This is a genomic window from Burkholderia torrens, assembly GCF_984668525.1.
Window position 1 is genome coordinate 1,076,694 of the sequence record NZ_OZ480211.1, and the last position, 18,674, is coordinate 1,095,367.

Annotated in this window: 18 protein-coding genes and 1 other RNA gene; 14 read left to right on the top strand and 5 right to left on the bottom strand. The window is 64.4% G+C overall.

Translation table 11 applies throughout. The features are described from left to right. Window positions 1–2: 2 nt before the first annotated feature. The 7 genes from AC5LXX_RS04995 to AC5LXX_RS05025 all read left to right on the top strand — a co-directional run bounded on the left by AC5LXX_RS04995 (window position 3) and on the right by AC5LXX_RS05025 (window position 5,272). The gene (locus AC5LXX_RS04995; protein WP_493410684.1) at window positions 3–329 is read left to right on the top strand and encodes a hypothetical protein; all 327 of its coding nucleotides are present in this window, start codon (window positions 3–5) and stop codon (window positions 327–329) included. Then, complete coding sequence (locus tag AC5LXX_RS05000; RefSeq protein WP_493410685.1) at window positions 326–1,129, top strand: DUF7146 domain-containing protein; 804 nt, start codon at window positions 326–328, stop codon at window positions 1,127–1,129. Before AC5LXX_RS04995 ends, AC5LXX_RS05000 begins: the two co-directional genes overlap by 4 nt. Then, window positions 1,119–2,447, top strand: a complete 1,329-nt coding sequence (locus tag AC5LXX_RS05005) for a virulence-associated E family protein (protein WP_493410686.1) — start codon at window positions 1,119–1,121, stop codon at window positions 2,445–2,447. The genes AC5LXX_RS05000 and AC5LXX_RS05005 overlap by 11 nt, the downstream gene beginning before the upstream one ends. Window positions 2,448–2,648: 201 nt before the next feature. After that, a complete protein-coding gene (locus AC5LXX_RS05010) occupies window positions 2,649–3,068 on the top strand; it encodes a single-stranded DNA-binding protein (RefSeq protein ID WP_493410687.1) in 420 nt (139 codons plus the stop codon). Window positions 3,069–3,125: 57 nt separating this feature from the next. Beyond that, on the top strand, window positions 3,126–3,311 hold the full coding sequence (locus AC5LXX_RS05015) for a hypothetical protein (protein ID WP_493410688.1): 186 nt from the start codon (window positions 3,126–3,128) through the stop codon (window positions 3,309–3,311). 22 nt (window positions 3,312–3,333) lie between these two features. After that, complete coding sequence (locus AC5LXX_RS05020; protein WP_493411137.1) at window positions 3,334–4,035, top strand: hypothetical protein; 702 nt, start codon at window positions 3,334–3,336, stop codon at window positions 4,033–4,035. A gap of 799 nt (window positions 4,036–4,834) precedes the next feature. Then, complete coding sequence (locus tag AC5LXX_RS05025; protein ID WP_493410689.1) at window positions 4,835–5,272, top strand: hypothetical protein; 438 nt, start codon at window positions 4,835–4,837, stop codon at window positions 5,270–5,272. Between the two features lie 66 nt (window positions 5,273–5,338). On the opposite strand, the gene AC5LXX_RS05030 is transcribed toward AC5LXX_RS05025, so the two are convergent. From AC5LXX_RS05030 to ompA, 5 genes are all read right to left on the bottom strand, one after another. Then, on the bottom strand, window positions 5,339–6,580 hold the full coding sequence (locus AC5LXX_RS05030) for a tyrosine-type recombinase/integrase (protein ID WP_493410690.1): 1,242 nt from the start codon (window positions 6,578–6,580) through the stop codon (window positions 5,339–5,341). Window positions 6,581–6,757: 177 nt separating this feature from the next. Continuing rightward, window positions 6,758–7,127, bottom strand: a transfer-messenger RNA (tmRNA) gene (gene ssrA, locus AC5LXX_RS05035). 17 nt (window positions 7,128–7,144) lie between these two features. Beyond that, the gene (gph, locus tag AC5LXX_RS05040) at window positions 7,145–7,858 is read right to left on the bottom strand and encodes a phosphoglycolate phosphatase (protein ID WP_493410691.1); all 714 of its coding nucleotides are present in this window, start codon (window positions 7,856–7,858) and stop codon (window positions 7,145–7,147) included. Between the two features lie 13 nt (window positions 7,859–7,871). Further along, window positions 7,872–8,570, bottom strand: a complete 699-nt coding sequence (gene ubiG / locus AC5LXX_RS05045; protein WP_124448909.1) for a bifunctional 2-polyprenyl-6-hydroxyphenol methylase/3-demethylubiquinol 3-O-methyltransferase UbiG — start codon at window positions 8,568–8,570, stop codon at window positions 7,872–7,874. 154 nt (window positions 8,571–8,724) lie between these two features. Next, window positions 8,725–9,393 carry an outer membrane protein OmpA gene (gene ompA / locus AC5LXX_RS05050; RefSeq protein WP_050011546.1) on the bottom strand — a complete coding sequence of 223 codons (669 nt, stop codon included), beginning with the start codon at window positions 9,391–9,393 and terminating at the stop codon, window positions 8,725–8,727. A 528-nt stretch (window positions 9,394–9,921) separates the two neighbouring features. Between ompA and gyrA the strand changes: the two genes are divergently transcribed. The 7 genes from gyrA to cmk all read left to right on the top strand — a co-directional run bounded on the left by gyrA (window position 9,922) and on the right by cmk (window position 18,656). Then, window positions 9,922–12,525, top strand: coding sequence for a DNA gyrase subunit A (gene gyrA, locus AC5LXX_RS05055; protein ID WP_124448907.1), 2,604 nt, complete (start codon window positions 9,922–9,924; stop codon window positions 12,523–12,525). Between the two features lie 83 nt (window positions 12,526–12,608). Then, on the top strand, window positions 12,609–13,208 hold the full coding sequence (locus tag AC5LXX_RS05060) for a DUF2059 domain-containing protein (RefSeq protein ID WP_011351329.1): 600 nt from the start codon (window positions 12,609–12,611) through the stop codon (window positions 13,206–13,208). A 155-nt stretch (window positions 13,209–13,363) separates the two neighbouring features. Next, window positions 13,364–14,446 carry a 3-phosphoserine/phosphohydroxythreonine transaminase gene (serC, locus tag AC5LXX_RS05065; RefSeq protein ID WP_493410692.1) on the top strand — a complete coding sequence of 361 codons (1,083 nt, stop codon included), beginning with the start codon at window positions 13,364–13,366 and terminating at the stop codon, window positions 14,444–14,446. A gap of 33 nt (window positions 14,447–14,479) precedes the next feature. Then, a complete protein-coding gene (gene pheA / locus AC5LXX_RS05070; protein WP_493410693.1) occupies window positions 14,480–15,562 on the top strand; it encodes a prephenate dehydratase in 1,083 nt (360 codons plus the stop codon). Window positions 15,563–15,711: 149 nt separating this feature from the next. Beyond that, window positions 15,712–16,638, top strand: a complete 927-nt coding sequence (locus AC5LXX_RS05075) for a prephenate dehydrogenase (RefSeq protein WP_493410694.1) — start codon at window positions 15,712–15,714, stop codon at window positions 16,636–16,638. 13 nt (window positions 16,639–16,651) lie between these two features. Beyond that, window positions 16,652–17,956, top strand: a complete 1,305-nt coding sequence (gene aroA / locus AC5LXX_RS05080; protein ID WP_493410695.1) for a 3-phosphoshikimate 1-carboxyvinyltransferase — start codon at window positions 16,652–16,654, stop codon at window positions 17,954–17,956. Between the two features lie 13 nt (window positions 17,957–17,969). Then, a complete protein-coding gene (gene cmk, locus AC5LXX_RS05085; protein WP_176049262.1) occupies window positions 17,970–18,656 on the top strand; it encodes a (d)CMP kinase in 687 nt (228 codons plus the stop codon). The last annotated feature ends 18 nt before the right edge of the window (window positions 18,657–18,674 follow it).

Here is an 18,674-nt window from a genome sequence, read left to right on the forward strand (position 1 = left end):
CGATGGAAAAGAAAAACGCCCGCCAACCGAAGCCGACGAGCGCGAACCAACATCGCAACTTTAACGGTACGGCGAACCCGCGTCACTTGCGCGCGCTGGCCGTTCTCCAAAACCGTCCGATGCCGCGCGAAGAATTGGACGGTTTCGTTGGCTGTAGCAATTCGCCCGACCTCATCGCACACCTGCGCGCAATGGGCCTCACCTTGCCGTGCGTACGCGTCCCGTGCATCGACCGCGATGGATTCGAAGTGCGTCGCGGCATCTATCACCTCACGATGTCCGACCGACGCAAGGTCGCCCGTTGGCTGAAATCGCGGGAGGCCGTATGACCGCCATTGCGTGGAGCCATTACGGAACCGGGAATTACCGCATTTGCTGCCCCGTTTGCGGGCGCGGCGAGCGGGATAAAACGCTCGGGTTGACCGTCGATGAAAGCGGCGCAGGCGTCGCGCATTGCTTCCGGTGCGCCTTCACTGAAAGCTACCGTGCTGCCCGTGGCGCGCATCTCACGATGCCGAGCAAGCCGCGTATCAAGGCCACTGTGCCGTCCGCGAAACATGACACGCTGTCCGACTATGGGCACGACCTTTGGAACGCATGTCGCGCTGTTTCCGGCGACGCGCTGGCCTACCTCAGCGCTCGGCGCTGCCGCATCCCGCCGGCCGATGGCGATTTGCGCTGGCATCCCTCGCTGAAGCATCCGGCCGACTATGCCGGCCCGGCGCTCGTCGGGCTCGTGACGCACGCGGTAACGCGCGAGCCCATGACTTTGCACAAAACTTGGATTCGGACCGATGGCCGCAAAGCTGACGTTGCCCCGCCGCGCCTGCTGCTCGGCGGGCATCGCAAGGCGGGCGGCGTCATTCGCTTGTGGCCCGACGAGGCCGTAACGAGCGGGCTCGGCGTCGCGGAAGGCGTCGAAACGGCGCTGTCGCTCGCGCACGGCTATGTGCCGGTTTGGGCATGCATCGATGCGGGCAACCTGAAGGCACTGCCGGTGCTGGCTGGCATTGAATCGCTGACCGTCGCTGCCGACGATGACCCGGCGGGCAAGGCCGCCGCCGCTGCGTGCGCGCAACGCTGGTCCAACGCGGGCCGTGAAGTTGTTGAGGTGAGCTATGGGGCGTGACCTGAACGACCTCGCCGTAAGCGGCGGCGCGGAGGCCGTGCGGCGTGCTATCGCGAGCGGCACGCACATTGCGAATGCCAAGCCGGTGCCCGATGGCGCGGCGGCCGATTCGCACGTTTCGGTCGCACGTGACACCGCCCATGCCGGCAAATTCTCACGCGCGACGATGCATCAACTTCTCGACGTGTTGGCGGAAGACCCGGCGCTTCGCGGGCTGGTTCGCTACGACGAAATGAAGCGCCGCGTCGTCATCGCGAGCGCGCGCCCGTGGGAGGTCGCGCCGTCGCCGTATTGGACCGATGCGGACACAACGAACCTGCGCGCGTATATCGAACGCCGCTACATGCTGACGGCGGCGAAGGAACACGCGGTGGACGCGGTACACACGCACGCCGAACGCAACCGCGTTCATCCGCTGCGCGAATGGCTCGACGCGCTCGAATGGGACGGCGTGAAGCGCCTCGACGCGTGGCTTGCGACCTACTGCGGCGCGGACGATACGCCCTATGTGCGTGAGGTCGGGCGGCGCTTCCTGATTTCAGCGGTTGCGCGTGTATTTCGTCCGGGCTGCAAGGCCGATCACATGCTGGTGTTGGAAGGGTCGCAGGGCATCGGCAAGTCGCGCACAGTGCGCGCGCTGGCGGGGGATGAATTTTATTCGGACGCCGTGCCGGACATGGACGATGCACGCCAGACAGGCGAGACGGTCGCGGGCGTATGGCTGCTCGAAAACAGCGAAATCGTCGGCCTGCGTAAACATGAGGCGGACGCCGTGAAAGCGTTCCTCAGTCGCAGCGAAGACGCGTTTCGTCCGGCCTACGGGCGCGAGCAGGTCTATCAGCCGCGCCAGTTCGTGATGGTCGGCACGTGCAACCGCGACGGCGAAGGAACCTATCTGCGCGATGAAACGGGCGGGCGACGCTTCTGGCCCGTACCGGTCAGGGCGTGCGACATCACCGCGTTGACGGCAGACCGTGCGCAACTATGGGCCGAGGCGGTCGCTGCGTTCCGCGATGGTGAGGTGTGGTGGATTGAAGACGACGCCATGCGGGCGCAGGCGGCGCAGGAAGTGAGCGCACGCACGATGCAAAACCCGTGGATTGCTCACGTCGCGGCGTATCTGGAGAACAACCCCGGCATTGTGAACGTAAAGACGGGCGATATTTTCTGGACCGTGACCGAACGCGCGAGCACAAATCGCGACACAACCGACATGCGCTACATCGCGAATGCCCTGCGTGAATTCGGTTACGAGCCGCACAGGTTGAACACCGGCAACATATGGAACAAGGGTGAACCCAGTGAATCCACCGCGTGAATCCATTCCGAAGAGTGGGTACACCGCTGAAGCCCGCTACGGCTAAGGCTTGTTGCGATACGGTGAACCCAGTGAACCCATATTTTCGTAGCAGTACAGAATAAAAATGCGGCAGGAGCGCACGTGGCGCGTATAGGGAAAAGGCTTCACCGGGTACACCGGGTACACCTGACAACATCACGACTTTCATGAGGTGGCGAAATGCTCGATGCATTGGCAAGCGGCAAGCTGTACGGCAAACCGGGCGAACGGACCGGCCCGAGCGGCCGCCCCTTCGTCACGGCAAAAGTGCGCGTACCCGCAGGCGACGGCGAAGCGCTGTTCGTGAACGTGATTGCGTTCTCGGACGGCGCGAAGGCCGCGCTGTTGGCGCTCGATGACGGCGATTCCGTCGCGCTGGCCGGTACGCTGACGCCGAAGGTGTGGACCGACCGAAACGGCGACGCTAAACCGGCGCTCGACATGGTCGCGCATGCGGTGCTGACGGCGTACCACGTCAAGCGTAAGCGTGCGGCCGTGCAAGGTGCGAACGACGGCGACGAGCGCCCTGCTATGGACGGCGCCCGACGGGCGGCGGCACTCTACGGCGGCGACACGTCGGACATGCAGGACGATTTGTAGGCGCGATCAATCCGCATGGAAAAGGTATTTTACCTAATCAAATAGGATTACTAAATCATGGAAATTTCTGTACCGAAACTGCTTTTGGAACGGTTGAATTTTGACGAGACACGCGGCGAATACAGCATTTTCATTTGGCCCGGTCCGGAGGGCCGGACACCGTTCCAAGTCGTAAAGCCCGGCCCTGTGAAATACCGCGTCGGAATTCGTCCCGAAGGTTACATCGTGTTGATCTCGCGCTAACGCGCCTTTTTGGAGAATCGCTATGAATCCGTTGAAGCGTCCCTTGCCCGAACGCCTCGAAGCCCTTGAAGCGCTCGCTAACGATGCCGGCCTCACCGGCGAACTTGAGGCGAAACAGCGCGCAAAGGTTGACGAACGCCGAGCGGAACTGGCGCGCGAACTCAAGTCGTTGCCGGACCGGAAACGCGAACGGTCCGCGTTGACCAACGACGCCGAACGTGCCGTTGTTGTCTTCGTCGCAGCGAAAGCCGCATATCACGAAGCCGAAAAGTCGATGCTCGAAACGCGCGGTCGCCTCGCGGTTTGGACGATGGCCGATAACGGCGCGCGCGAACGCATCGTGACCGAACTCGAACGTACCGCGCCGCCCGAAGTCGACGAGGCGTTGGACGATTTGTCGGACGCGGATGACCTGTTGCGCGCCGCAGTTCGGACCGACGTATTCACGGAGAAGAACTGGCTCGGCGCTCGCGTCGGCAACGTCACGACGAACATGCCCCAAATAAAGGCGGCTCGCGAGAAAATCGCCGAGGCAAAACGTAGCGTTCGCGCTCTGGTTCATGACGGTTCCATTTCGAGCGAGGAACTGGTATCGCGTGCGCGGATGCTCGTAGATGCGGCGCTGGAGCCGCTGCTCTCCCTCGTGTCGCGTCAGAAGTGGGAAACTCGCCGTTCGCGGCCGCACGGCGACCTGTTGGCCGAAGTCGCGGGCTACGGGGACTAGGCGGGCTGGCGGCCTGCATCGGCGGCGCGTGCGTCCTGCGCGTCGCCTGCCGTGCGCTATTGCCGGCTCAAAATTGAGCCGGTCAAAATCATCGCTGATGCTTCGTAGCAGCGATGATTTTGCGCTCACGAACTCCCAGTCGATGTAAGCCGTTGATTTCACAGCGGAACGCAAAATTGCGTTCTGCGAAATCGCCGTCGATGTAAGTTGTTGATTCGATTACTAACGCAAAATTGCGTCGGGCGAAGTCGACTAAAGGGCGCACTGAAGCGTCCGCCGTATGGCCGTCGCATTATGCGACGCGACGGCGGAAGTTCAACGGGCAAGGTCATATCGACGGTCGGTGCAACGTACCGCGCGCTTACACGGGAACGCGCGATATGCGCGCCGCAGGCACAACGCCGCGCAGGCAATTGGGGCGGGATGTTAGTTTCGGTGGCCCGGATTCGCAGTCGCGCGTCCGGCAACCGAGCGCGCCAGGATGTCGGCCGATTGCGGGCACTTTAAGTGGTCGACTCGCGCGCGGATGGCCCGACGCTCACGCGACCTCGCGCCGAGCCAACAACGTCCCGCCACGGCCTTCCGGGCGGCATCCTGACACCCCCTAGGGGGTAGAAAATCCCTATCAGGGTTGCGCCGATGATCGTGGCGCAAGTCGAATTTTTACCGCCGCGAAATTAAGCACGGGCGTGCTAAATTTGTATCCGCCGAGTGCGCCGGCCAGGCGGATACGCTGGAACGCGCAGTTTGTCGCTTAAACTTTCGGACAGGTGCGCGGGGGCGCATAAGGAGAGTCGCGATGAACGCCTTGCTGACCGGCGTCGTTACGGGTTGTTTGGCGATTGTAGGGGTCATCCTAACGTCGTATTTGACCCGGAAACGAGAACATGACGCGGACTGGCGCAAAACGAAGTTGGAACACTATCGAGAGTACGTCGCGGCACTTTCCGGCGTAATCGAGGGTAGAAGTATCCCGGCGGCTGCCCATGAGCGGTATGCCGATGCGCTAAACGCGTTGGCGCTCGTCGCATCGGGCGAAGTTCTCGCGGCTTTATACGCGTACCAAGACGAAACAACTTATCGCAACGCAGACCGAAGTCGAGCGACGCACGACCGGCTGTTGAACGACTTGCTGCGTACGATGCGGGACGATGTTCAACCGAACACGGGTAAGGGCATTAAGCTGCCTCCGTTCCGTTTGATCGGTGTGCCGCCGCTTACCTATGCGGATGCATAGCGACGAGAGTTCAACCGAATCGACGGCACCTTTGCTTGGACGTAGGTGAGTAGTGGAATCGACCGCTTACCGAGCCGATGCACTTATCGGGATAACTTCCGCACCGGCCTTGAGTTGGTCGAGATAGTCCGCCCATTTCTGCATCATTTCGCGGCGCTGGGGCAGGTGCGCGGTGCGGTTGTATGCCCGCCCGAGCGGGTCTTTCACTGCGTGCGCGAGTTGGGCCTCGATGATAGCCGCCGGCACGCTCAGGACTTCATCAAGAATCGTGCGAGCCATTGCCCGGAAGCCGTGGCCGGTCATCGTGTCGCCGTCGAATCCGAGTCGACGCAGTGCGCCGTTGATGGTGTTATTGGACATTGGCCGGTCCTTTGTGCGCACGCTTGGAAAGAGCAGTCGGCCATTGCCTGTGAGCGCGTGTAGTTCCCGCAGGATACTTACGGCTTGAGTCGATAGCGGGACGATATGCGCGCCGCCGGCTGCCTTACCTTGTTTCGTGCGCTTCATGCGGTCACCGGGTATTTCCCAGATACCGGCGTCGAGGTCGAACTCGACCCATTCGGCGGCGCGCAGCTCGCCGGGGCGCTGGAAAAGCAGAGGCGCGAGCCGTAGGGCGCACAACACGGGAAGCGTCCCTTGGTAGCCGTCTATCGCGCGCAGAAGCCCGGCGACCTGCTTCGGGTCGGTGATCGCCGCCATGTGCGCCGATTGCACGGGCGGAAGTGCGCCTCGTAGATCAGCCGTCACGTCGCGCTCGGCGCGGCCGGTCGCCACGGCATAGCGGCATACTTGGCTGACGTTCGCGTGAAGGCGGTGCGCTGTTTCGAGCGCGCCGCGCTTCTCTACTCGCCGCAGCACATCGAGCACATCCGGCGGTGCGATACCGGCAACGGGCTTGCTGCCGATCCACGGGAAGGCATCTACCTCAAGGCGGCGTAGGATGCGCGCCGCGTGGCCGTCCGACCAAGTGGGCGCGTACTTGGCGTGCCACTCGCGCGCGACGGCTTCAAAGGAATTCTCCGCATTGAGGCGCTGCGTGCGCTTCTCGGCTTTCTTCGCGTCGCCCGGATCAATCCCCGTCATCAACTTATCTTTGGCTTCGTCGCGTCGCTTACGAGCTTCGTTGAGCGGGACGGCCGGGTAGGTGCCGAGCGCTAAGCTTTTCTCTTTGCCGGCGAATCGGTACTTGAGCACCCAGCGCTTGCCGCCGGTCGGTTTGATGAGCAGGAACAGTCCGCCGCCGTCGAATAGCTTCTGTTGCTTGTCCGTGGGCTTGGCATTACGGATCGCTACATCGGTCAGGGCCATATCCGCTCCCGTGCTGGGGGTTCCGGGTTGGGGGTTTCGCAAAGAACCCCCGAAAGAACCCCCACCGGTACGTGGCTGTCGTTGGGGGTTCTTTGCGGTAGTGTGCAACAAAAAACCCCGCAGAGCCAAGCCCAGCGGGGTTTTCTTGCGAAACGTTGCGAACGTTTGGCGGGAATTTGGTGGAGGCGGCGGGAATCGAACCCGCGTCCAGAAGCGCTCCACGACTAGTTCTACATGTTTAGTCCAGTCTTTTGATTTAACCGCAGCGACGCGGACGAACACGCTGCACTACGGCGATTCGCTAGGTTTTCGACCCTGGCGTCGCGACGCCGACAGGGCTTAACTGACGTAAATGACCTCTGGCGGTATTGCTACCGGTCTTGCGACACTAGCCCGTCAGTGAACTAGGCAGAGGACGGCGGCCGTTAGGCTGCCAGTGCGAACGTATCGTCGTTTGCAGTTACGATTTTCCCATTGATTAACGAGGTGACGGGTCCTCGACATGCCCTAGCCGCTTCACAACCCCTGTCGAAACCAGGTCGCCCCCGCGGATAAGATCGAACATTATAGCCCAACATCGCGCAACAGTTCGCGCAGTTCCTGCGTCGTATCGACGAGATGCTGCGCTTGCCAGTCGGCGGGTGCGACGCCGTCGCCGCAATAGCCGTACGCGGCCGCGACCGTCGCCATGCCGGCGGCGCTGCCGGCCTGAATGTCGCGCAGGTCGTCGCCGACGTAGACGATGCGCGCGGGCGCGATCGTCAACTGGTCGGCTGCGTGTAGCAGCGGGGCCGGGTGCGGCTTCGGGTGCGGCGTTGTGTCGCCCCCGACGATGCAGGCCGCGCGCGGTGCGAGGCCGAGCAGGTCGACGAGCGGCGCGGTGAGCCGCATCGCCTTGTTCGTGACGATGCCCCAGCGCACACCGCGCGCATCGAGTTCGTCGAGCACGTCGCCGATGCCCGGGAACAGCGTTGTATGCACGCAAAGATCCGTCGCGTAGTTGGCCAGGAACTCGTCGCGCATCGCTTCGTAGCCGGGCGTCTGCGGATCGATGCCGAACGCGCCGCCGAGCAGGCCGCGTGCGCCTGCCGAAGCCAGCGGCCGCAACACGTCGAGCGACGTTTCGGGCAGGCCGCGCTCGCGCTGCATCTTGTTGACGGCCGCCGCGAGATCAGGCGCCGTATCGGCAAGCGTGCCGTCGAGGTCGAACAGCACGGCATCGCAGTGCAGCAGGCGCGGTTCGTCTGCCGCCTGCGCGGTGAAAAGGGGAGTCGTCATGCCGGTCGAAAGGTCACGCGGCGCGGCGGCACGCGATGAGGTAGTTGATGTCGGTGTCGTTCGACAGCGCGAAGCGCTTGCCGATCGGGTGATACGTGATGCCCTTGATCTCCACGATGTGCAGATCCGTCGCGCGTACGAAGCCGGCCAGTTCCGACGGGCGGATGAAGCGCGCGTAGTCGTGCGTGCCCTTCGGCAGCATCTGTGCAATGTACTCCGCGCCGATCACCGCGAACAGGTAGGACTTCAGGTTGCGGTTCAGCGTCGAGAAGAACACCCAGCCGCCCGGCTTCACGAGCGTCGCGCATGCGGCGACGACATCGCCGGGCGACGGCACGTGCTCGAGCATTTCCATGCAGGTGACGACGTCGTAGGTGCCCGGTTCGCGCGCGGCGATCGCTTCGGCGGCGATGGCCTCGTAGTCGACCGTGATGCCGCTTTCGAGGCTGTGCAGGTCGGCGACGCCGAGCGCTTCGGTCGACAGGTCGATGCCCTTCACCTGGGCGCCGAGCCCGGCCATCGATTCGGACAGGATGCCGCCGCCGCAGCCGATGTCGAGTGCGCGCTTGCCGGCCAGGTGCGCGTGCGCGTCGATCCAGCCGAGCCGGACCGGGTTCAGGTCGTGCAGCGGCTTGAATTCGGCATTCGGATCCCACCACCGGTGGGCGAGGTCGCTGAATTTCTGGAGTTCGTGCGGATCGGCGTTGGTCATGTCGGCAAACGGGCTACGGGGGGAGGGCGGTGCTGCGGTTCGTCAGACCCGAGTATATAAGAAGCGGACGAGCGGCGAAGCGGCGAGCGCCCGGTCGGGCGTCAAAGAAAAAGCCCCGCCGGAGCGGGGCTTTGAAGCAGTCGAAAACCGCGGCTTAGTTTGCCGGAACGGTCGTCTTCTGGACTTCTTGCGTACCAACCACTTCGACTTCCACGCGGCGGTCCGGTGCGAGGCAGGCGATGAGTTGCTTGCGGTTCTTCTGGTTGCAGCCCGTCGTAACCGGGTTGCGCTTGCCCTTGCCTTCCGTGTAGATCTTGTTGGCCGGCACACCCTTGCTGACCAGGTACGACTTCACGGCTTGCGCACGGCGCAGCGACAGACGGTCGTTGTACTTGTCCGAACCGATGCGGTCCGTGTAGCCCGTTGCGACGACCACTTCCGTGTTCATGCCCTGGATCTTCGACGACAGTTCGTCCAGCTTTTGCTTGCCCAGCGGCTTGAGCGTTGCCTTGTCGAAGTCGAACAGTGCGTCAGCTTGATACGTGATCTTCTGGCTCGTGATGGCCGGAGCGACCGGAGCGACCGGCGGCTGCGGTGCCTGGGCGACCAGTGCGCCATCGCACTTCGCGTTGGCGGTGGCCGGCGTCCAGAACGCATCGCGCCAGCAGAGCTCGTTCGTGCCGTTCATCCACACCCATTCGCCCGTGCCGTTCACCCAGTTGTCATTGACGGCTTGGCGCGACGCCGGCACCGACTGTGCCGAAGCGGATGCAGCCATAACTGCGGTAGCTGCAATGAACGCGAGCTTTGAAAGTTTATTCATATTTCTCCTCTCGAAATTGAGATTACCGCAGGTTTACTGCGAGCCTGTTGACGGTGACAAGTCATACATTGCTCGAAGTATAACATTGGTGCGGCACAAAAAACGCGGCACCGCTCCTGTGTAGACTTCGAGCAGCGTCTAACTTTCAGTGCGTTGGCATTTTGCCATATCGTTCCCTTCCTACGAAAAAAAATCCTCCCCACCCTAAGATCGCTCCAACTTTGTGGTGCATGCGCAACACCGGCCTGCCGTAACTTTTAGAGATTGTCAAGAGTGTGTCGGTGAAATTGCGCGAGTGTGCGCAGTTGTTTACTTGTGCGCGTGAAACAAGCGGGGCGGGATGGCGTGCGACGTGGGGTCGCAGGCGATTTCGGTCGAATCGCCGTCACCACGATTTTTGCTATTTATATATAGAGGGGGTGGCGAATTGGCGGCTGATGGGCGCATGTTAGAATCTCGCGTTGCGTTGCGCATGCAGCGCCCACGCGAAAGGCGTTCGCCGTCTTCGCTCCGAAACGATACGGATACATGGATCAATTCGCCAAAGAGACCCTGCCCACCTCCCTAGAGGAGGAAATGCGCCGTTCGTATCTCGATTACGCGATGAGCGTGATCGTCGGACGTGCCCTCCCGGATGTCCGCGACGGCCTGAAGCCCGTGCACCGGCGCGTATTGTTCGCGATGCACGAACTGAACAACGACTGGAACCGCGCGTACAAGAAGTCGGCGCGTATCGTCGGCGACGTGATCGGTAAATACCACCCTCACGGCGATACCGCGGTCTACGACACGATCGTGCGGATGGCGCAGGACTTCTCGCTGCGCTACATGCTGATCGACGGGCAGGGCAACTTCGGCTCGATCGACGGCGACAACGCCGCGGCGATGCGTTACACCGAAATTCGCATGGCGAAGATCGGTCACGAGCTGCTCGCCGACATCGACAAGGAAACGGTCGATTTCGAGCCGAACTACGACGGCAACGAAACGCAGCCGTCGGTCCTGCCGTCGCGCATCCCGAACCTGCTGATCAACGGCTCGTCGGGCATTGCGGTCGGCATGGCGACCAACATCCCGCCGCACAACCTGAACGAAGTCGTCGACGCGTGCCAGCACCTGCTGGGCAACCCGGAAGCGACGATCGACGAGCTGATCGAGATCATCCCGGCGCCGGACTTCCCGACGGCCGGCATCATCTACGGCGTCGCCGGCGTGCGCGACGGCTACCGCACCGGGCGCGGTCGCGTCGTGATGCGCGCGGCCACGCACTTCGAGGAGATCGACCGCGGCCAGCGGATGGCGATCATCGTCGACGAGCTGCCGTACCAGGTGAACAAGCGCTCGCTGCTCGAGCGGATCGCCGAGCTCGTCAACGAGAAGAAGCTCGAGGGCATCTCCGACATCCGCGACGAGTCCGACAAGAGCGGCATGCGCGTCGTGATCGAGCTCAAGCGCGGCGAAGTGCCGGAAGTGGTGCTGAACAACCTGTACAAGGCGACGCAGCTCCAGGACACGTTCGGCATGAACATGGTCGCGCTCGTCGACGGCCAGCCGAAGCTGCTGAACCTGAAGGAAATCCTGCAGTGCTTCCTGTCGCACCGGCGGGAAGTGCTGACGCGCCGCACGATCTACGAACTGCGCAAGGCCCGCGAACGCGGCCACGTGCTCGAGGGTCTCGCGGTTGCGCTCGCGAACATCGACGAATTCATCGCGATCATCAAGGCCGCGCCGACGCCGCCGATCGCGAAGCAGGAGCTGATGGCGAAGCCGTGGGATTCGTCGCTCGTGCGCGAGATGCTGACGCGCGCCGAGAGCGAGAACGCGGCGGCCGGCGGCCGTTCGGCGTACCGTCCGGAAGGCCTGAACCCGGCGTTCGGGATGCAGACCGACGGGCTGTACCGCCTGTCCGACACGCAGGCGCAGGAAATCCTGCAGATGCGTCTGCAGCGCCTGACCGGCCTCGAGCAGGACAAGATCATCGGCGAGTACCGCGAAGTGATGGCGCAGATCGCCGACCTGCTGGACATCCTTGCGCGCCCCGAGCGGATCACGACGATGATCGGCGAGGAGCTGACCTCGGTGAAGGCCGAATTCGGCGACGCGCGCCGCTCGAAGATCGAGCTGAACGCGACCGAGCTGAACACCGAGGACCTGATCACGCCGCAGGACATGGTCGTCACGATGTCGCACGCGGGCTACGTGAAGTCGCAGCCGCTGTCCGAGTACCGCGCGCAGAAGCGCGGCGGCCGCGGCAAGCAGGCGACGCAGATGAAGGAAGACGACTGGATCGAGACGCTGTTCATCGCGAACACGCACGACTACATCCTCTGCTTCTCGAACCGCGGCCGCGTGTACTGGGTCAAGGTCTATGAAGTGCCGCAGGGTTCGCGCAACTCGCGCGGCCGCCCGATCGTCAACATGTTCCCGCTGCAGGAAGGCGAGAAGATCAACGTCGTGCTGCCGGTCAAGGAATTCTCGGCCGACAAGTTCATCTTCATGGCGACGTCGCTCGGCACCGTGAAGAAGACGCCGCTCGAGGCGTTCAGCCGCCCGATGAAGAAGGGCATCATCGCGGTCGGCCTCGACGAAGGCGACTACCTGATCGGTGCGTCGATCACCGACGGCGCGCACGACGTGATGCTGTTCTCCGACGCCGGCAAGGCCGTGCGTTTCGACGAGAACGACGTGCGTCCGATGGGGCGCGAGGCGCGCGGCGTGCGCGGCATGCAGCTCGAGGACGGGCAGCAGGTCATCGCGATGCTGGTCGCCGGCAGCGAGGAGCAGACCGTGCTCACCGCAACCGAGAACGGCTACGGCAAGCGCACGCCGATCACCGAGTACACGCGCCATGGCCGCGGTACGAAGGGTATGATCGCGATCCAGACGTCCGAGCGCAACGGCAAGGTCGTGGCTGCCACGCTCGTCGACGCCGAGGATCAGATCATGCTGATCACGACGGCCGGCGTGTTGATTCGCACCCGCGTATCCGAGGTTCGCGAGATGGGGCGCGCCACGCAAGGTGTTACACTCATCAGTCTCGATGAGGGTACGAAGCTCTCTGGCCTGCAGCAGATCGCGGAGGCCGAAGAGGGAGAGGGCGAGGCCGACGAGGCGTCGGACGGCGAAGCCTGAAGAACGGATGAGACTCTGGCCGCCGCGGGCGAAAAGCGCCGCGGCCGGCGAGCAACCATTCATATTTCCAAAAGGGAGTGATGATGCAAAAGCAATTCAAGCAACTGGTTCTGCTGGCTGCACTGGTGCCGACGTTCGCGATGGCGCAGGCGCTGTCGAATTCCGCACCGGCTGCTCCGGCGGCAGCTGCGCCGATCGACGCCGACAAGAAGGCAGCGATCAAGGATCTGCTCGACGCGATCGACGCGCCGAAGCTCGTGTCGGCAATCGGCAACAGCGCCGAAATGCAGGCCAAGCAACTCGTGCCGGCGATCCTGTCGGACGCGCTGTCGGAAAACAAGACGCTGAACGACAAGCAGAAGCAGGCTGCCGTTCCGACGCTGCAGAAGAACGCGGTGCCGAAGCTGGTTGACGGTGCAGGCAAGGTGTTCGGTACGCAACAGTTCCAGAACGACGCGATGTCGGCTCAGTACGACGCTTACGCGAAGTACTACAGCACGTCGGAGATCAAGGATCTGACGACGTTCTACAAGAGCCCGACGGGCCGCAAGTTCATCCAGGTCCAGGATCAGGTCGGTCGCGACGTGGTCAACGGCCTGATGCAGAAGTACATGCCGCAAGCGATCCAGGCAACGCGCACGCAGGCTGACAAGGAAGTCGCAGCAGTCAAGCCGGGCAAGTAAAGCTGTCCGGGTGCGCCACCGGCCGTTCGGCCGGGTTTGGCGGGAGCCTGACGACAGTGCGATAATGGCCGTTTGCGCGCGAGCGCAAGCGGCCATTTCTTTTCTGGCGCGTTCTGCCGGCGGCGAGCCGGTCGCGTCCCTCCGAGGTTTTCACGATGCGCGTCTTTAATTTCTCCGCCGGTCCTGCGGCGATGCCCGAGGAAGTGCTACGGCAAGCCGCCGACGAAATGCTCGACTGGCACGGCAGCGGCATGAGCGTGATGGAGATGAGCCACCGCGGCAAGGAGTTCATGTCGATCCACGAGGCCGCGCTGACCGACCTGCGCGACCTGCTCGGCGTGCCGGCCAGCCACCGGATCCTGTTCCTGCAGGGCGGCGGCATAGCGGAAAACGCGATCGTGCCGATGAACCTGCTCGGCTCGCGCAAGACGGCCGACTTCGTCGTGACGGGCTCGTGGTCGCAGAAATCGTTCAACGAGGCGAAGAAGTTCTGCACGCCGCACCTCGCCGCGACCGGCAAGACGGAAGACGGTTTCACGCGTGCGCCCGCGCGCGCCGAATGGCAGCTGTCGGACGATCCGGCCTACGTGCATCTGTGCACCAACGAGACGATCGACGGCGTCGAGACGTTCGAGATTCCCGATCTCGGCGACATCCCGCTGGTCGCGGATGTCTCGTCGCACATCCTGTCGCGCCCGATGGACGTCGCGAAGTACGGCGTGCTGTTCGGCGGCGCGCAGAAGAACATCGGGATGGCCGGCGTGACGGTCGTGATCGTGCGCGAGGATCTGCTCGATCGCGCGCTGTCGATCTGCCCGTCCGCGTTCGAATGGAAGACCGTCGCCGCGAACAACTCGCTGTACAACACGCCGCCCACCTACGCGATCTACATCGCGGGCCTCGTGTTCCAGTGGCTGAAGCGGCAGGGTGGCCTCGAGGCGATCGAGGCCCGCAATACCGAAAAAGCGAAGCTGCTCTACGACACGATCGATGCGAGCAGTTTCTATCTGAACAAGGTCGAGCCGGCAGCGCGTTCGCGGATGAACGTGCCGTTTTTCCTGGCCGACGAAACGCGCAATGAAGACTTCCTCGCCGGCGCAAAGGCGCGCGGGCTGCTGCAGCTGAAGGGCCACAAGTCCGTCGGCGGCATGCGGGCGTCGATCTACAACGCGGTGCCGCTCGAGGGCGTGAAAGCGCTCGTCGAGTACATGAAGGACTTCGAGCAGCGCGGCGCCTGACGGCGGCGCTGTTCAAACAGCACGGCAAAACGCATGGACGACGAACTGAATTCCCGCCTGAAACCGCTGCGCGATCGCATCGACGCGATCGACGCGCAGCTGATCGCGCTCCTGAACCAGCGCGCCGCGGTGGCGCTGGAAGTGGGCGAGGTCAAGAAGCATTTCAACGCGCCGGTGTTCCGGCCGGAGCGTGAGCTGCAGGTGATCGCGCGGCTGCAGGACATGAGCGCGGGGCCGCTCGAGAGCGAGCACATCAGCGCCATCTGGCGCGAGATCATGGCCGCGAGCCGCGCGCTCGAACAGACGATCCACGTCGCGTTCCTCGGGCCGGTCGGCACGTACAGCGAACAGGCGATGCTCGAGTACTTCGGGCAATCGATCGAAGGGCTGCCGTGCCCGTCGATCGACGAGGTGTTCCGCTCGGTCGAGGCCGGCGCGTCGGCATTCGGCATCGCGCCGGTCGAGAATTCGACCGAAGGCGCGGTGTCGCGCACGCTCGACCTGCTGCTGCAGACCCAGCTGCTGATCAGCGGCGAGCTCGCGCTGCCGATCCATCACAACCTGCTGACGCAAAGCGGCACGCTCGACGGCGTGAAGCGCGTCTGCGCACATGCGCAGGCGCTCGCGCAATGCCAGCAGTGGCTTGCGGCGAATGCACCGCAGCTCGAGCGGCAGGCGGTGGCGAGCAATGCCGAGGCCGCGCGTCTCGCGGCGGCCGATCCGACCGTCGCGGCGATCGCGGGCGATCGCGCGGCGGCGCACTACGGCCTGCAGATCGCGTTCTCGCTGATCCAGGACGATCCGCACAACCGCACGCGCTTCGTGATCGTCGGCAAGCAGCCGGCCGGCCAAAGCGGTCACGACCAGACGTCGCTGATCGTGTCGGTGAAGAACGAGCCGGGCGCCGTGTTCAAGCTGCTCGAACCGCTTGCGCGGCACGGCGTGTCGATGACGCGTTTCGAGTCGCGTCCGGCGCGTGTCGGCACGTGGGAGTACTACTTCTACATCGACATCGAAGGGCACCGCGACGATGCGGCGGTGGCGGCCGCGCTCGCGGAACTCGGCCAGAAGGCCGCGTTCCTGAAGATACTCGGTTCGTATCCGCGCGCACGCTGACGCGCGGCGGGCAGGGCAGGCCGGTCGGCGCTGCCGAAGGCGGGTTCGGGCGGTATCCGGTGCAGGTTGCGCCGGGTGCGGGCCCGTTGCCCGGAATCTGGATTTCCGCGTGCGAGGCGACGCTTCGCGCGCGTAACTTGGCTCTTGTCGTGTCAGGCTTTGCATTCAACAAACTGGTCATCTTCGGTGTCGGCCTGATCGGCGGCTCGCTGGCTCGCGCGCTGCGCGAGCGCGCGCCGGGCGGCGCGGGCGAGATCGTCGGCGTGGGCCGCTCGCACAGCTCGGTCGAGCGCGCGCTGTTGCTCGGCGTGATCGATCGCACGGCGGCACTCGACGACGACGCGCAGTTGCGCGACGCGCTCGCCGGTGCCGATCTCGTGCTGCTGGCCGCGCCCGTCGCGCAGACGGGCCCGTTGCTCGCGCGCATCGCGCCGTGGCTCGACGATGCGACGATCGTCACCGACGCGGGCAGCACCAAGTCCGACGTCGTCGCGGCCGCGCGCGCAGCGCTCGGCGCGCGGATCGCGCAGTTCGTGCCGGGGCATCCGATCGCCGGGCGCGAGTCGAGCGGCGTCGAGGCCGCGTTGCCGGACCTGTACGTCGGTCGCAACGTCGTGCTGTGCCCGCTGCCCGAGAACGCGCCCGACTCGGTCGCGCGGATCGACGCGATGTGGCGTGCGACCGGCGCCGACGTGCGCACGATGAGCACCGAACAGCACGATCGTGTATTCGCGTCGATCAGCCATCTGCCGCACGTGCTGTCGTTCGCGCTCGTCGAGCAGATTCTCGGCGAGGCCGACGCGGAACTGAAATTCTCGTACGCGGCGGGCGGCTTCCGCGATTTCACGCGTATCGCGGCGTCGAGCCCGGAAATGTGGCGCGACGTATGCGTCGCGAACCGCGCGGCGCTGCTCGACGAACTCGACGGCTACACGCGCGTGCTCGCGCGGCTGCGTGAGGCGATCGACGCCGGCGACGGCGCGGCGCTCGAAGCCGTGTTCACGCGCTCGCGCGCCGCACGCAAGGCATGGCAGGAGCGCGGCGGTGCGCCCGCTGCCGAACCGGTCAAGAAATAACAGGACGATTCCCATGGACTATCTCGATCTCGGCCCGTACTCCAGCGCATCGGGCACCGTGCGCCTGCCCGGTTCCAAAAGCATTTCGAACCGCGTGCTGCTGCTCGCCGCGCTGGCCGAAGGCGAAACGACGATCACCAACCTGCTCGACTCCGACGACACGCGCGTGATGCTCGATGCACTCGGCAAGCTCGGCGTGAAGCTCGCGCGCGACGGCGACACCTGTGTCGTCACGGGCACGCGCGGCGCGTTCACCGCGAAGACGGCCGACCTGTTCCTCGGCAATGCGGGCACGGCCGTGCGGCCGCTGACCGCCGCGCTCGCGGTGAACGGCGGCGACTATCGCGTGCACGGCGTGCCGCGCATGCACGAGCGGCCGATCGGCGATCTCGTCGACGGCCTGCGCCAGATCGGCGCGCAGATCGACTACGAGCTGAACGAAGGCTTTCCGCCGCTGCGCATCAAGCCCGCGACGATCTCGGTCGATGCACCGATCCGCGTGCGCGGCGACGTGTCGAGCCAGTTCCTCACGGCGCTCCTGATGACGCTGCCGCTCTTGAAGGCGAAGGACGGCCGGACCGTCGTCGAGGTCGACGGCGAGCTGATCTCGAAGCCATACATCGACATCACGATTCGGCTGATGGAGCGCTTCGGCGTGACCGTCGAGCGCGACGGCTGGCAGCGCTTCGTCGTGCCGGCAGGCGTTCGCTATCGCTCGCCGGGGCGGATCATGGTCGAGGGCGACGCGTCGTCCGCATCGTACTTCCTCGCGGCCGGTGCGCTCGGCGGCGGCCCGCTGCGGGTCGAGGGCGTGGGGCGCGCGAGCATCCAGGGCGACGTCGGCTTCGCGAACGCGCTGATGCAGATGGGCGCGAACGTGACGATGGGCGACGACTGGATCGACGTGCGCGGCATCGGCCACGACCACGGCAAGCTCGAGCCGATCGACATGGATTTCAACCTGATTCCCGATGCGGCGATGACCATCGCGGTCGCGGCGCTGTTCGCGAACGGCACGAGCACGCTGCGCAACATCGCGAGCTGGCGCGTGAAGGAGACCGACCGCATCGCCGCGATGGCGACCGAGCTGCGCAAGGTCGGCGCGATCGTCGAGGAAGGCCCCGACTATCTGGTCGTCACGCCGCCGGAAAAGCTCATACCGAACGCGGCGATCGATACGTACGACGATCACCGGATGGCGATGTGCTTCTCGCTCGTCAGCCTGGGCGGCGTGCCCGTGCGGATCAACGATCCGAAGTGCGTCGGCAAGACGTTCCCCGACTATTTCGACCGCTTCGCCGCGCTCGCCAAAGCCTGACCCGACTGTTCCGATGAAATCGACCCGACCCTTTCACCCGACTCCCGTCATCACGATCGACGGCCCGACCGCCTCCGGCAAGGGCACTGTCGCGGCGCTCGTCGCCGCGAACCTTGGCTTCCACCTGCTCGACAGCGGCGCGCTGTACCGGCTGGCCGCACTCGCGAGCGTGCGCTACGGCATCGCGGCGGAGGACATCGACGCGCTGGTGAAGCTGATCGACGATCTTCACATCACGTTCCGTGAAGGCTGTGCGCAGCTGGACGGCGTCGACGTGTCGAACGACATCCGCGCCGAAGCGGTCGGCAACCGCGCGTCGGCCATTGCCGTGCACGGGCCCGTGCGCACCGCGCTCGTCGCGCGCCAGCGCGCGTTCCGCAAGACGCCGGGCCTCGTCGCAGACGGGCGCGACATGGGCACGGTGATCTTCCCGGACGCCGTGCTGAAGGTGTTCCTGACTGCCAGCGCCGAGGCTCGCGCGACCAGGCGGCATAAGCAATTGATGCAAAAAGGTTTTTCTGCTAATATAGATGACTTGCTCCGGGATCTTCGTGAACGTGACGCGCGCGACAGCAATCGCGCAGCCGCGCCGCTGAAGCCTGCGGCAGATGCCAAGCTGCTCGATACGTCGGCACTGTCGGTCGATGAAGCCGTCGATCAAGTGTTGCAGTGGTACCGGGCGCTCGGCCAGCCCGCCTGAAAAGGCGGGTAGCGGTAG